Annotated in this window: 15 protein-coding genes; 13 read left to right on the forward strand and 2 right to left on the reverse strand. The window is 72.7% G+C overall.

The window, feature by feature from the left end; genetic code table 11:
- Positions 1–38: 38 nt before the first annotated feature.
- The 10 genes from paaA (at position 39) to ACGFRG_RS03270 (ending at position 8,414) form a co-directional block, all read left to right on the forward strand.
- The gene (gene paaA / locus ACGFRG_RS03225; RefSeq protein ID WP_361417839.1) at positions 39–1,025 is read left to right on the forward strand and encodes a 1,2-phenylacetyl-CoA epoxidase subunit PaaA; all 987 of its coding nucleotides are present in this window, start codon (positions 39–41) and stop codon (positions 1,023–1,025) included.
- On the forward strand, positions 1,022–1,324 hold the full coding sequence (gene paaB, locus ACGFRG_RS03230) for a 1,2-phenylacetyl-CoA epoxidase subunit PaaB (RefSeq protein WP_361417842.1): 303 nt from the start codon (positions 1,022–1,024) through the stop codon (positions 1,322–1,324). The genes paaA and paaB overlap by 4 nt, the downstream gene beginning before the upstream one ends.
- Complete coding sequence (gene paaC, locus ACGFRG_RS03235) at positions 1,314–2,090, forward strand: 1,2-phenylacetyl-CoA epoxidase subunit PaaC (protein ID WP_361417845.1); 777 nt, start codon at positions 1,314–1,316, stop codon at positions 2,088–2,090. Before paaB ends, paaC begins: the two co-directional genes overlap by 11 nt.
- Positions 2,087–2,584: a 1,2-phenylacetyl-CoA epoxidase subunit PaaD gene (gene paaD, locus ACGFRG_RS03240; RefSeq protein WP_361417848.1), complete on the forward strand. Its 498-nt coding sequence runs from the start codon at positions 2,087–2,089 to the stop codon at positions 2,582–2,584. The genes paaC and paaD overlap by 4 nt, the downstream gene beginning before the upstream one ends.
- Before the next feature lie 9 nt (positions 2,585–2,593).
- Complete coding sequence (locus tag ACGFRG_RS03245; protein ID WP_361417851.1) at positions 2,594–3,712, forward strand: 2Fe-2S iron-sulfur cluster-binding protein; 1,119 nt, start codon at positions 2,594–2,596, stop codon at positions 3,710–3,712.
- A gap of 68 nt (positions 3,713–3,780) precedes the next feature.
- Positions 3,781–4,563, forward strand: a complete 783-nt coding sequence (locus ACGFRG_RS03250; protein ID WP_361418335.1) for an SDR family oxidoreductase — start codon at positions 3,781–3,783, stop codon at positions 4,561–4,563.
- Between the two features lie 32 nt (positions 4,564–4,595).
- Entirely contained in the window at positions 4,596–5,447 is an 852-nt protein-coding gene (locus tag ACGFRG_RS03255; protein WP_361417854.1) for a tryptophan 2,3-dioxygenase family protein, read from the forward strand.
- Entirely contained in the window at positions 5,440–6,243 is an 804-nt protein-coding gene (locus ACGFRG_RS03260) for an alpha/beta hydrolase (RefSeq protein ID WP_361417857.1), read from the forward strand. Before ACGFRG_RS03255 ends, ACGFRG_RS03260 begins: the two co-directional genes overlap by 8 nt.
- Before the next feature lie 96 nt (positions 6,244–6,339).
- Positions 6,340–7,827 carry an MFS transporter gene (locus tag ACGFRG_RS03265; RefSeq protein WP_361417860.1) on the forward strand — a complete coding sequence of 496 codons (1,488 nt, stop codon included), beginning with the start codon at positions 6,340–6,342 and terminating at the stop codon, positions 7,825–7,827.
- A complete protein-coding gene (locus ACGFRG_RS03270; protein WP_361417863.1) occupies positions 7,824–8,414 on the forward strand; it encodes a TetR family transcriptional regulator in 591 nt (196 codons plus the stop codon). Before ACGFRG_RS03265 ends, ACGFRG_RS03270 begins: the two co-directional genes overlap by 4 nt.
- 57 nt (positions 8,415–8,471) lie before the next feature.
- On the opposite strand, the gene ACGFRG_RS03275 is transcribed toward ACGFRG_RS03270, so the two are convergent.
- Positions 8,472–9,674 (reverse strand): ATP-binding protein, encoded by a 1,203-nt coding sequence (locus tag ACGFRG_RS03275; RefSeq protein ID WP_393260894.1) that lies wholly within the window; start codon positions 9,672–9,674, stop codon positions 8,472–8,474.
- Positions 9,671–10,330 carry a response regulator transcription factor gene (locus ACGFRG_RS03280; RefSeq protein ID WP_361417869.1) on the reverse strand — a complete coding sequence of 220 codons (660 nt, stop codon included), beginning with the start codon at positions 10,328–10,330 and terminating at the stop codon, positions 9,671–9,673. The genes ACGFRG_RS03275 and ACGFRG_RS03280 overlap by 4 nt, the downstream gene beginning before the upstream one ends.
- 88 nt (positions 10,331–10,418) lie before the next feature.
- Between ACGFRG_RS03280 and ACGFRG_RS03285 the strand changes: the two genes are divergently transcribed.
- From ACGFRG_RS03285 to ACGFRG_RS03295, 3 genes are read left to right on the forward strand one after another with little or no spacing between them, the layout of a single operon-like run.
- The gene (locus ACGFRG_RS03285) at positions 10,419–10,916 is read left to right on the forward strand and encodes a hypothetical protein (RefSeq protein ID WP_393260897.1); all 498 of its coding nucleotides are present in this window, start codon (positions 10,419–10,421) and stop codon (positions 10,914–10,916) included.
- Positions 10,913–11,971: a peptidoglycan-binding protein gene (locus ACGFRG_RS03290; RefSeq protein ID WP_393260900.1), complete on the forward strand. Its 1,059-nt coding sequence runs from the start codon at positions 10,913–10,915 to the stop codon at positions 11,969–11,971. Before ACGFRG_RS03285 ends, ACGFRG_RS03290 begins: the two co-directional genes overlap by 4 nt.
- Positions 11,968–12,657, forward strand: coding sequence for an ABC transporter ATP-binding protein (locus ACGFRG_RS03295; RefSeq protein WP_361417878.1), 690 nt, complete (start codon positions 11,968–11,970; stop codon positions 12,655–12,657). The genes ACGFRG_RS03290 and ACGFRG_RS03295 overlap by 4 nt, the downstream gene beginning before the upstream one ends.
- Positions 12,658–12,685 lie beyond the last annotated feature (28 nt).

Below are 12,685 nucleotides of genomic sequence, written 5' to 3' on the forward strand. Positions count from 1 at the left end.
ACCACCACCACGGCGGTTCCGGGACGAAGGGGTGAAGAGTGGTCGACGGCGTGGAGCAGCTCAACGCGCACTTCGAGGCGCTGCTCGCGGCCGGGGAGCAGATCGAGCCGAGGGACTGGATGCCCGACGGCTACCGGCGGATGCTGATCCGCCAGATCTCCCAGCACGCGCACTCCGAGATCATCGGTATGCAGCCCGAGGGCGGCTGGCTCACCCGGGCCCCCTCGCTGCACCGCAAGGCGAGCCTGCTCGCCAAGGTGCAGGACGAGGCCGGTCACGGGCTGTATCTCTACTCGGCGGCCGAAACCCTCGGGGTGGACCGCGCCGACCTCCTCGACTCCCTGCACAGCGGCCATCAGCGCTACGCGGCCACCTTCAACCACCCCGCCCTGACCTGGGCCGACACCGGCGCCATCGCCTGGCTCACGGACGGCGCGGCGGTGGTGAACCAGGCGCCGCTGTGCCACACCTCGTACGGGCCGTACGCCCGGGCGATGCGCCGGGTCTGCCAGGAGGAGGCGTTCCACGTCCGCCAGGGCTACGACGTGCTGTGGTCGCTGTGCCGGGGCACGGACGGGCAGCGGGAGATGGCGCAGGACGCCGTCAACCGCTGGTGGCTGCCGGCGGTGGCGCTGATGTTCGGCCCGCCCGACACGGTGGCGGGCGGCGCGGACGACCGTACGGCGGCGATGGGCGCGGCGGTGTCGCAGCGCTCGATGGCGTGGGGCATCAAGCGGCACACCAACGACGAGCTGCGCCAGCGGTTCGTCGACAACTGCGTACCGCAGGCGGAGCGGTTGGGGGTGACCCTGCCCGACCCGGCGATCCGCTGGAACGAGGAGCGCGGGCACTACGACTTCAGCCCGATCGACTGGCAGATGTTCCGCGGCGCGCTCGGGGACGGCTCGCAGTGCAGCCGCCAGCGGCTCGCCCACCGGGTGGCCGCGCACGACGACGGTGCCTGGGTGCGTGCGGCGGTCGACGCGTACGCGGCGGGTCTGGACGACGAGAGGCATGTGTCATGAGCGAGCGGTCCGCGCGGGTGCAGACGCCGTGGGAGGTGTTCATCCGGCCGCGCCGGGGCCTGGCGCACCAGCATGTGGGCTCGGTCCACGGGGCCGACGCCGACATGGCGCTGGCCAACGCCCGTGATCTGTACACCCGTCGGGGCGAGACCGTCTCGGTGTGGGTGGTGCGCTCGGAGGCGGTGCACGCCGCCTCGCCGAGCGAGAAGGACCCGTTCTTCAGCAACGCCTCCCACAAGCCGTACCGATACCCCGAGCACTACGTCCCGTTGAACGAGGAAAGCGGCCATGACGGCTAGTCAGACCGGAACACCGGACCCCGATCTCGCCGCGTACGCGCTGCGGCTCGGCGACGACGCGCTGGTCCTCAGCCAGCGGCTGTGCGCCCTGGTGACCCGGGCGCCCACCATCGAGGAGGACCTGGCGCTCGCCAACATCGCCCTCGACCTGCTCGGCCACGCCCGGCTTCTGCTCACCTACAGCGGCCAGTTGGACGGCACCGCGCGCAGCGACGACGAGCTCGCCTACCACCGCACCGAGCGCGAGTTCCGCAACGCGCTGCTGATGGAGCTGGCGCCCGCGGACTTCGCGGTGACGATCGCCCGGCAGCTGGTGTACGCGCACTACAGCCGGCTCCTCTGGGGCGCGCTGGAGAAGTCCTCGGACGAGACGCTGGCCGCCTTCGCGGCCCGGGCGGCCCGCGAGGGCGAGTACCACCAGATGCACGCCTCCCAGTGGACCGTACGACTGGGCCGCGGCACCCAGGAGAGCCGCCGCCGGATGCAGGCGGCGCTCGATCACATCTGGCCCTACGCGGCCGAGCTGTTCGAGCCCGACGACCTGGCGCAGCGGCTGGACGCCGAGGGCAGGGCCGTCGCCCCGGCGCGGCTGCGTACGGAGTGGGAGCGGGAGGTCGGCGCCGTGATCGACGACGCCCGCCTCACCGTTCCGACGTCCTCGTGGCAGGCGACCGGTGGCCGCTCGGGGCTGCACACCGAGGCGTTCGGCCCGCTGATGGCCGAGTTCCGGTCCGTGCGGCTCCAGTACCCGGGAGGCACCTGGTGAGCGCCACGGCCCCGCTCCCCGCCGACGAGGTGCGCGAGCGCGTGAACACCGTCCCGGACCCCGAGCTGCCCATGGTCTCGCTGGCCGACCTCGGCGTCATCCGCGCGGTGGAGACGGCCGCCGACGGCGCCCTGGAAGTCGTCATCACGCCGACGTTCCTCGGCTGCCCGGCGATGCCCGCGATCGAGGCCGGGATCCGGGACGTGCTCGCCGAGAGCGGTCACCCCGACGGACGGGTGCGCCAGGTACTCTCGCCCGCCTGGACCACCGACTGGATCAGCGCCGAGGGCCGCCGCAAGCTGGCCGACCACGGCATCGTGCCGCCCGGCCCCGCCAAGGCGCCGCTGTCGGTCCGGGTCGGTCTGGGTGTCCCCTGCCCCAACTGCGGCTCCGTGGCGACCCGTCCGCAGAGCCCGTTCGGGGCGACCCGCTGCCAAGCCGTCCTGGTCTGCACCGCGTGCCAGGAGACCTTCGCGCATCTGAAGGCGATGTGACGCACCATCATGACGACATCGACGACACCGGACGTCGACTCCGTGAGTGTCACCCCGGCGCGGCGCGCCACCGGCTGGCACCGGCTGCCGGTCACCGGGGTGCAGCCGGTCGGCGACGAGTCCGTGGCGATCAGCCTCGCCGTGCCCGCCCGCCTCGCGGACGTCTTCGCCCACCGCGCCGGCCAGCACGTGGTCGTACGGCACCGGCCCGAGGGGCGGGAGCTGCGCCGCAGCTACTCGGTCTGTCTGCCGCCGCACGACCCGTCGGGCCTGCGCCTGGTGGTCAAACGCCTGGGCGCCGACGGCTTCGCCGAGTACGCCACGACGGAGCTGGTCGCGGGCGACACCCTCGAACTCGGGCCGCCCACCGGTGACTTCCGGCTCGCGCCGACGCCCGGCGCCCACCATGTCCTGGTCGCCGGAGGCAGCGGCATCACCCCGCTGCTGAGCATGGCGGCGGCGGCGCTGCGCGACGACCCCGACTGCCGGGTCTCGCTGATCTACGCCAACCGGTCCGCGCAGTCGGTGCTGCTCGCCGACGAGCTGACCGACCTCAAGGACGCCTACGTCGAGCGGTTCTTCGTCCTGCACGTACTGTCCCGCGAGACGCGCGAGAGCGAACTGCTCTCCGGCCGGATCGACGGCGCACGGCTGCCGAGGCTGCTCGCGCTGCTCGGCGCGGAGCCGGACGACAGCGCGCACTTCTACCTCTGCGGCCCGTGGGGCCTGGTGGAGACCGTGCGCGAAGCGCTCACCCGGTGGGGCGCCGACCCGGACCGGGTGCGCTTCGAGCTCTTCTCCACCGGCGGCGGGCTGCCCCCAGCGCCGCCTCCCGAGCCGCTGGGCCGCACCGGCCTCATCTCGGCCCGCCTCGCCGGGCGCACCACCGAGACCGTGATGCGGCCCGAGGACCGGGTGGTGCTGGACGCGGTGCTGCGCGCCCGGCCCGAGACGCCGTACTCCTGTCGCGACGGCCTGTGCGGCAGCTGCCGGGCCAAGGTGACCCGGGGCAGCGCGGTGATGGACCGTCAGTACGCGCTCGGGGCAGCCGAGTTGGCCGCCGGTTACACCCTCCCCTGCCGGGCCCGGCCCGAGTCCGACGAGATCGCGCTCGACTTCGACGCCTGAGCAGTCACGCACACCTACGAACACCCCCCCTCACCACCCCGTCCAGACACCACAGGAGCGCAGTGACCATGACGAACGCGGGCAGGCTGAGCGACCGGACGGCGCTGGTGACCGGCGGCAGCCGGGGAATCGGCCGGGCGATCTCGCTCCGCCTCGCCGCCGAGGGCGCGCTGGTGGCGGTCCACTACGGAACCCGCACCGAGGCCGCCGAGAAGACCGTCGCCGAGATCGAGGCGGCGGGCGGGCGGGCGTTCGCGCTGCGGGCCGAGCTCGGTGTGCCGGGCGACGCCGGGGCGCTGTGGACCGCGTTCGACCGGGCGCTCGACGCGTACGGCGCCCGGCCGGGCCTGGACGTCCTCGTCAACAACGCCGGGATCACCCTGCCCAAGCGGCTCGCGGACACCGGCGAGGAGGAGTACGACCGGCTCTTCGCGGTCAACGTGAAGGCCCCGTTCTTCGTGATCCGGCAGGGGCTCGGCCGACTGCGCGACGGCGGCCGGATCATCAACATCTCGTCCGCCGTCACCCGGATCGCCGTGCCCCACATCGCCGCGTATTCGATGACCAAGGGCGCCCTCGACACCCTGACCCGCACCCTGGCCCAGGACCTGGGCCCGCGCGGCATCACCGTCAACTCGGTGGCCCCCGGGTTCACGTTCACGGAGATCAACCCGACGCTCAAGGTGCAGAGCGTGCTCGACGCCTACGCCGCCGCCTCCGTCTTCAACCGGATCGGCCAGCCGTCGGACATCGCCGACGTGGTGGCGTTCGTGGCGAGCGACGACGCCCGCTGGGTCACCGGCCAGTGCCTGGACGCGACCGGGGGCGCGCACATCGGAATGCCGGCCTGACCACCCGGCCCTTTCCCGACCTACGGAGACCCATGACCGAGCACACCACGGCCCTTGCCACGTCCTCAGCCCCCGACGGAGCGCCCCAGCTGCGGTTCGAGGGCACGACACCGTACGAGGACTACATCCACGCCTCGGTGCTGTCCTCCCTCCAGCGACCGCTCTCCAACGACCCCGGTGAGATGGCGTTCATCGTCACCACCCAGGTCATGGAGCTGTGGTTCACCCTCATCGTGTACGAGTGGCGGGCCGCCCGGGACGCGCTGCTCAAGGACGACCTCGAACTGGCCCTGGACGCGTTACGCCGCAGCCAACGCTCCCACCAGGCGCTCAACCACTCCTGGCAGCCGCTCGCCGCGCTGACGCCCGCTCAGTTCAACGGGTTCCGGGCGGCGTTCGGCGAGGCGTCGGGGTTCCAGTCGGCGATGTACCGCCACATGGAGTTCCTGCTCGCCGACAAGTCCCGCTCCATGGTGCAGGCACACCGGGGCCACCCGGCGGTGTACGCGGACCTGGAGGAGGCGCTGGCCCAGCCGTCGCTCTACGACGAGGTGCTGCGCTATCTCTACCGGCGCGGGCTGCCCGTCCCCGAGCACGTACTGGAGCGGGACGTGACCGAGCCGTACCAGCCGGACGGCTGGGTCGAGGAGGTCTGGCGGCAGATCTACGCGGGGCCGCAGAACGACCCGCTGGTGCGGCTCGGCGAGGCGCTGACCGAGGTGGCCGAGCTGGTGCTGCGCTGGCGCAGCGACCATCTCCTCGCCACCCGCCGGGCGATGGGCGCCAAGGCGGGCAGCGGCGGCTCGCCGGGCGTGGCGTGGCTGGAGAAGCGCGCCAACCGGTCCGTGTTCCCCGAGCTGTGGACGGCGCGTGGCTATGTCTAGAACCCCTTCCGCGTTCGCGGCCGAGGAGGAGCGCCGGGTCCTGAGCATCCGGCCGGTGCTGGCCCCCGTCCACCGCAAGTACGGCTCGCATCCCCACCAGGTGTACGACCTGTGGCCGGCCGAGGACCCCGAGGCCCCGGTGGTGATGCTGCTGCACGGCGGCTACTGGCGCTACGACCGGATGCACCTGACGCCCTTCGCGGCGCATCTGGCCGAGCACGGGCTCACCACGATCCTGCCGGGATTCCGCCGCTCGGGCGGCGCGGGCGGCTATCCCGCCACCTTCGACGACATCGCGCTCGCCGTGGACACGATCCCGGACGGACGCCCGTTCGTCCTGGCGGGCCACTGCTCCGGCGGCCATCTCGCCCTGTGGGCGGGCGCCCGCGCCCTGCTGCCCGAGAGCTCGCCCTGGCACACCACCCGACTGCCCTCGGCGGTCCTGGGACTGGCTCCGCTCACGGATCTGCGGGCCACCATCCGCGACGACCTCAGCGACGGCGCGGCCCTGCAACTGCTCGGCGGCGCCGACCAGGTCGAGGCGAGGCTCCCGCTGGTCGACCCGCTGACGATCCTGCGCGAGAAGGGCTCCACGGGCGTACGGACGGTGGTGCTGCACGGGGAGGTCGACGAGGAGGTGCCGCTCGGCCAGTTCTCCGACTACGCCGCCGTCCACCACGACGCCGAGCTCGTCACCCTGCCCGGCATCGGCCACTACACCCTGATCGAACCGGGCTCGAAGGCGTCGGTGGCGGTGATCGACACCCTGAAGCGGCTGGCGTCGCCGCGGCCGTAGCACCGCGCCGAAGGGCGGGACACGGGGGTGCACAAGCGTTTACCCTAGGCGGGGTAAACGCTTGTGCACCCCTTTGTGGACCAACCCTGGAGCAGCATGACCCCGGCGACAGCCGCACCGACCCCCACCGGCGCCCGCCCTTCGCGCGCGCGGTTCGTCGTCCCCGTCCTGGCGTTCTGCGGCGTGGTCGTCGCCGTGATGCAGACCCTCGTCGTACCGCTGCTGCCCCATGTCCCGGCCCTCACCGCAAGCACCCCGGGAGCGGCGGGCTGGCTGGTCACCATCACCCTGCTCACCGGCGCGGTCTTCACGCCGGTCCTCGGCCGGGTCGGCGACATGTACGGCAAACGGCGCGTCCTGCTCGCCTCGCTGTGGGTGCTGACCGCCGGATCCGTGCTGTGCGCCGCCACCTCCGACATCGGGGTGCTGATCGCGGGCCGGGCGCTGCAGGGCGCGGCCCTCGCGGTCATCCCGCTCGGCATCAGCATCATCCGCGACGAGCTGCCGCCCGAGCGCGTGCTGCCGTCCATCGCCCTCATGAGCTCCACACTCGGCATCGGCGCCGCCGTCGGACTTCCGGTCGCCGCCATGGTGGTCGAGAACTTCGACTGGCACACCATGTTCTGGGCGTCGGCCGCGCTCGGGCTCCTCGACCTCGTCCTCGTGCTGTGGATCGTCCCGGAGTCGCCCGTGCGCACCCCGGGCCGCTTCGACGTGCTCGGCACCCTGGGGCTGACCGCCGCGCTGGTCGGCCTGCTGCTCGCGATCACCCAGGGCGCCGACTGGGGCTGGACCTCCGCACGCACCCTCGGCCTGCTCGCCGGGGCCGTGGTCATCGCCCTGTTCTGGGGCCGCTACGAACTGCGCACCGCGTCCCCGATGGTCGACCTGCGCGTCTCGGCGCGCCCTGCGGTACTGCTCACCAACATCGCAGCCCTTTTGATCGGGTTCGCCTTCTACGCCAACTCGTTGGTGACCGCGCAGATGGTCCAGGAACCCAAGGCGACCGGCTACGGTCTCGGCGCCTCGATCGTCGTCAGCGGTCTGTGTCTGCTGCCCGGCGGTCTGTCGATGGTGGCGCTCTCACCCGTCTCCGCGAAGATATCGGCGGCGTACGGCCCGAAGACCGCGCTCGCCATCGCCGCCTGCGTCATGGCGGTCGGCTATGTCATACGGTTCTTCACCAGCCACAGCCTCTGGCTGATCGTGGCCGGCGCCACCGTCGTCTCGGCCGGTACGGCCATCGCGTACTCGGCGCTCCCGGCGCTCGTCATGCGGGCCGTCCCGGTGAGCGAGACCGGCGCCGCCAACGGCCTCAACACCCTGATGCGCTCGGTCGGCCAGGCCTGCTGCAGCGCGGTGGTGACCGCCGTCCTCTCGCATGTCACCTTCGTCGCGGCGGGGCGTACGGCTCCCACGCTGCACGCCTATCTGCTGGTCTTCCTCGTCGCGGCCGGAGCTGCCCTGGCCGCTCTGGTGGCGACGCTGTTCCTGCCCTCCGGGCGGGCACCACGCCCCTCGGCGCCCGTCCCCGGTACGGTCGACGGGACGAGCCCGACGCCCGCGGCCCTGGAGGGCAGATGACCACCGCCGAGCACGCCGCCGCCGACCGGGGTGAGAGCCCGGCCCCCGAGCACGGCACCGGCCGCGACGCCATCCTGCGCGCGGCGCGCCGCGCGTTCGCCCTGCGTCCGTACGCCGAGGTGACCATGCGGGGCATCGCCGCCGACGCGGGGGTGAGCGCGTCCCTGATCGTCAAGCGCTTCGGCAGCAAGGAGCAGCTGTTCACCACGGTCGCCGACTTCCGGCCCGCCGCCGACGAACTGTTCGCGGCCGCGCCCGCCGACCTCGGGCGGCATCTGGTCGTCACGATGCTGCGGCTGCGCGACGAGTTCCGGGGCGACCCGCTCCTGCGCGTGGTCTTCGCGCTCGGCAACGACGACGAGCGCGCGCTGCTGCGCGAGCGCTTCCGCGAGCAGGTCACGGCCCGCCTCGCCGACCAACTCCCGGGCCGTGACCGGGAGTTGCGCGCCGAGCTGATCGCGGGTCAGCTGCTGGGGCTCGGTGCGACCCTGAGCCTGCACCGGCCGGGCGCGGGCAACAGCGCGAAGCCCGAGCGTCTGGTGGAGCTGTACTCCCCCGGGCTCCAGCGGCTGATCGACGGCGACTGATCGACGGCCGCTGGTCGACAGCGGCTGGTCGACAGCGGCTGAGCCCCGGCGTCCGCGTCACCCGTGCGACGGCGGCTCGTCCCCGGCCGCGAAGACCACCCGTACGGTGAGGCCACCGCCCACCTCGTTCGCGTAGGCCGTCGCCCTGGCGTCATGGGCGCGGGCGATCGACGCCACGATCGACATGCCGAGGCCCGCGCCCTCGCCCGGGGCATGGCGATGGCGCTGTTCAAGGCGCCGGAACGGTTCGAAGAGCAGGTGCACCGTCTCCCTGGGGATCTCCGGGCCGGTGTTGGTCACCGTGATGCCGTCGGGGCCGGTGTGCAGCTCCACCCGGCCGTGCGGCACGTTGTGGCGGATGCCGTTGGCGAGCAGATTGTGGAGCAGCCGATCGAGGAGCACCGCGTCCCCCGGGACGGTCAGCGGCCCGGTGCGGAGCACCACGGCCACGCCGCGCTCCTCGGCCTCCCGCGCCAGCGCGCCCGCCGCCTTCCGCGCGAGCTCGTGCACCGCCACCGGCTCGCGCCGCTCCAGGCCCTGCTCGGAGGCGGCGAGCAACAGCAGCCCGTCGATGATCCGCTCGCTGTCGTCCGCGACGTCGATGAGCTTGGCCCGGATCCGCGCGACCTTGTCCGCGTCCGGCTCCCCCGCGAGCCCGATCTCGGCCGCCGCGCGCTGCACCGCGACCGGGGTGCGCAGCTCGTGGGCGGCGTTCGCGGCGAATCTCTGCTGCGCCGACACCAGCTGCTCCATCCGCCCGAGCATCCCGTCGAAGGTGTCCGCGAGCTGCTTCAGCTCCCCCGGCGGCCCCTCCAGCGTGATCCGCTCGTGCAGGTTCTGGCCGGACAGCCGCCGCGCGGTCTCGGTGATCACGGCGACCGGGCGCAGCACCCGGCCCGCCATCCACCAGGCGAGCGCGATGGAGAGCACGGCGTAGGCGCACAGCACGATGACCGAGACCGCGAGCAGGCGCCGCAGCGCGGCGTGCTCGGCCGCGTCGCTGAGCGTGCGGGTGACCGCCATCCCCCGGACCACCCCTGGTGGCAGCGGTACGGGCGTCGCCGGTGCGGCGCTCGCCCACTCGCCGGTGGTCGGCAGGTCCTTGAGCTGCTTGGCCGGTACGGCCGTCGTCACCGCCGTACTGATCGACGCGTACAGACCCTGGCGGACCAGGAGGTAGACGACGGCTGTCAGCAGGACGCCCGCGAGGACGAGGAGTCCGCCGTACAGGGCGGTGAGCCGCGCGCGTTCGGACTTCATGCCACGATCCGGTAGCCCGCGCCCGGCACGGTCTCCACCACCGGCGGCTCGCCCAGCTTGGCGCGGAGCTTGCTGAGCGTGACCCGTACGGCGTTGGTGCGGTAGCTGGTGTGCTCCTCCCACACCTGCTCGATCAGGTCCTCGCCGCTGACCACCGCGCCCTCGGCCCGCAGCAGCGCTTCGAGCACCGCGAACTCCTTGCGCGACAGATGCAGATGGCGTCCGTCGCGGCTGGCCTGGCGGCGCGCGGTGTCCAGGACGATCCCGGCGCGCTCCAGGACGGGCGGCAGGGCGGGCCGGGCCCGGCGGCCGAGCGCGAGCACGCGCGCGAGGAGTTCGTCGTACGCGAAGGGCTTGGCGAGATAGTCGTCGGCGCCGAGCCCGAGCCCGTCGACCCGGTCCCGTACCGTCGTGGCGGCCGTCAGCATCAGCACCCGGGTCAGCAGCCGCCGCTCGACGACGTGCCGGCACACGTCGTCGCCGTGCAGGCCCGGCAGATCGCGGTCGAGGACGATCACGTCGTACGCGCCGAACCGCAGCTTGTCCAGCGCCTCCAGGCCGTCCGCCGCGACGTCGACGGCGAGCGCGTCGCGGCGCAGCCCCTCGGCGATCATCTCCGCGAGGAATTCCTCGTCCTCCACCACCAGTACACGCATGGCCCCTGTGTAGCCGAAAGTGACCTTTCGCCGTTGTTAACACTTCCGCTGAGGGAAACGAAACACCCCCTCGCGGCACGCTCCCGCCATGACGACTTACCGGCGACACCTCAGCAGGACCCTGGCCGCCACGGCCCTGGCCTCCCTGGCGCTCCTGACCACCGCCTGCTCGGGCGGCAAGGGCTCGGGCGGCAGCGGCGACAGCGTGAGCGACGAGGGCAAGAAGGCCGATCAGGCCCTGGAGCACCGCAAGTGCCTGCGCGAGCAGGGGCTGAAGGTGTCCGAGCCCAAGCCCGGGCAGGACGACCGGGCACTGAGCATCGACGGCGGCGACATGTCGAAGGAGAAGATGGAGAAGGCGCTCAAGGCATGCGCCGGCAAGGGCGGCTCGGGCGGTGGCAGCGGCCCCACCCAGGCCGACAAGGACAAGATGGTCAAGTACGCGCAGTGCATGCGCAAGAACGGCTTCAACATGCCCGACCCGAAGTTCGACGGCGGGATGACGTCGGCGCAGCGGATCCCCGAGGGCGCCGAGAAGGAGAAGTTCGACAAGGCGAACAAGGCGTGCGAGAGCGTCGGCCGATGACCCGGCGCAGGTTCGCCGTGGCGCTCGGCACGATCGTCCTGGTCGCGGGCGGCGGCGTCGCCGTCACCGCCCTCGGCGCCCCCGACCACAAGAAGTCCGAGGACCGCTCGGGGCTCCCGCCCGCCACGGCCCCGATCACCCGGGGCGACCTCAGCGACAGCACCCAGCAGGACGGCACGCTCGGCTATCTCGGCGAGCGCCGGATCAACGCGGGCGCCACCGGCACGCTCAACTGGATCGCGGGCGCCGGTGCCACCGTGAAGCGTGACGACCGGCTGTACGAGGTCGACGGCAGGCCGGTACGGCTGTGGTACGGCGCCGAGCCGATGTACCGCACCCTGAAGAGCGGCGACAAGGGCAAGGACGTACGGCAGGTCGAGGAGAACCTGGCGGCGCTCGGCTACACCGGGTTCACCGTCGACGACGCGTACAGCACCGCCACCGCCACCGCGGTCAAGCGCTGGCAGAAGTCGCACGGCCTGCAGCAGACGGGCGAGATCGGCCCCGACCAGATCGCGTTCGCGGGCAGCGCCGTGCGGATCAAGGAGGCGGGCGCGGCGGCGGGCGACCCGGTGGCGCCGGGCAAGCCGGTGCTCACGGTGACCGGTTCGGAGCGGGTCGTACGGTTCAAAGTGCCGGTGGCGGACGCGAAGTCCGCGAAGAGCGGCACCAAGGTCACCGTCCAGCTGCCGGACGGCACCCGGGCGTCCGGCAAGGTGACCGGGGTCGGCAAGAGCGCGAAGGCAGGCGACGACGCGCAGGACAGGACACCGAAGATCGACATCACGGTGTCCTTCGACAGCCCGGAGAAGGTGACCGGCTTCGACCAGGCACCCGTCACGGTCGAGCTCACCGGTGAGACGCGCAGCGACGTCCTGTCCGTCCCCGTCAACGCACTGCTCGCCCTGGCGGGCGGCGGCTTCGGGGTGCAGGTGGTGGAGAACGGCGCCACCCGCGAGGTCGCGGTCGAGCTCGGCATGTTCGGACAGGGCCGTGTGGAGATCACCGGTGCCGGGCTGCGCGAGGGAATGAAGGTCGGGGTGCCGTCCGTATGAGCACGGTCGTCCGACTGAAGGGCGTCACCAAGGAGTACGCGGGCGGCGTCCGGGCCCTCGACGGGGTCGATCTCACCATCGCACAGGGCGAGTTGCTGGCCATCGCGGGCCCGTCCGGCTCCGGCAAGTCCACACTGCTGCACATCGTCGGCACCCTCGACGGGCCCACCGCCGGCACGGTGGAGATAGCGGGCCACGATGTGGCCGCGCTCACCGACCGCAGGCTCTCCGCACTGCGCTCCCAGCACATCGGCTTCGTCTTCCAGGCGTTCCACCTGGTCCCGGGCGTCAGCGCACGGGACAACGTGGCCGAGGGGCTGCTCTACTCGGGGCTGCCCCGCGCCCGGCGCCGCGCGCTGGCCGCCGACGCGCTCGCCCGCGTCGGCCTCGCCGACCGCATGCGGCACCGCCCGCACGAGCTGTCCGGCGGCCAGAAACAGCGTGTCGCCATCGCCCGGGCGGTGGTGGGAGAGCCCGCCCTGCTGCTCGCCGACGAACCGACCGGCGCGCTCGACTCGGCATCCGGGAAAGCGGTGATGGAACTGCTCCACGATCTGAACGGGGAGGGCGCGACCATCGCCGTCATCACCCATGACACGGAGATCGCCGCCGGGCTCCCCCGCCAGGTGCGCATCCGCGACGGCCGGATCGTCGCGGACACGGCCCGGGGAAAGGTCGCGGCGTGAAGGCTCCCGGCACTGCGGAAACCGACAC

The organism is Streptomyces sp. NPDC048696 (assembly GCF_043198895.1).
GTDB lineage: Bacteria > Actinomycetota > Actinomycetes > Streptomycetales > Streptomycetaceae > Streptomyces.

What these genes read in the sequence shown, in the direction of transcription:
- paaB (WP_361417842.1), top strand. Translation starts at nt 1,022, where the DNA reads ATGAGCGAGCGGTCCGCGCGGGTGCAGACGCCGTGGGAGGTGTTCATC.
- paaC (WP_361417845.1), top strand. Translation starts at nt 1,314, where the DNA reads ATGACGGCTAGTCAGACCGGAACACCGGACCCCGATCTCGCCGCGTAC.
- ACGFRG_RS03245 (WP_361417851.1), top strand. Translation starts at nt 2,594, where the DNA reads ATGACGACATCGACGACACCGGACGTCGACTCCGTGAGTGTCACCCCG.
- ACGFRG_RS03250 (WP_361418335.1), top strand. Translation starts at nt 3,781, where the DNA reads ATGACGAACGCGGGCAGGCTGAGCGACCGGACGGCGCTGGTGACCGGC.
- ACGFRG_RS03255 (WP_361417854.1), top strand. Translation starts at nt 4,596, where the DNA reads ATGACCGAGCACACCACGGCCCTTGCCACGTCCTCAGCCCCCGACGGA.
- ACGFRG_RS03260 (WP_361417857.1), top strand. Translation starts at nt 5,440, where the DNA reads ATGTCTAGAACCCCTTCCGCGTTCGCGGCCGAGGAGGAGCGCCGGGTC.
- ACGFRG_RS03265 (WP_361417860.1), top strand. Translation starts at nt 6,340, where the DNA reads ATGACCCCGGCGACAGCCGCACCGACCCCCACCGGCGCCCGCCCTTCG.
- ACGFRG_RS03270 (WP_361417863.1), top strand. Translation starts at nt 7,824, where the DNA reads ATGACCACCGCCGAGCACGCCGCCGCCGACCGGGGTGAGAGCCCGGCC.
- ACGFRG_RS03275 (WP_393260894.1), bottom strand. Translation starts at nt 9,674, where the DNA reads ATGAAGTCCGAACGCGCGCGGCTCACCGCCCTGTACGGCGGACTCCTC.
- ACGFRG_RS03280 (WP_361417869.1), bottom strand. Translation starts at nt 10,330, where the DNA reads ATGCGTGTACTGGTGGTGGAGGACGAGGAATTCCTCGCGGAGATGATC.
- ACGFRG_RS03285 (WP_393260897.1), top strand. Translation starts at nt 10,419, where the DNA reads ATGACGACTTACCGGCGACACCTCAGCAGGACCCTGGCCGCCACGGCC.
- ACGFRG_RS03290 (WP_393260900.1), top strand. Translation starts at nt 10,913, where the DNA reads ATGACCCGGCGCAGGTTCGCCGTGGCGCTCGGCACGATCGTCCTGGTC.
- ACGFRG_RS03295 (WP_361417878.1), top strand. Translation starts at nt 11,968, where the DNA reads ATGAGCACGGTCGTCCGACTGAAGGGCGTCACCAAGGAGTACGCGGGC.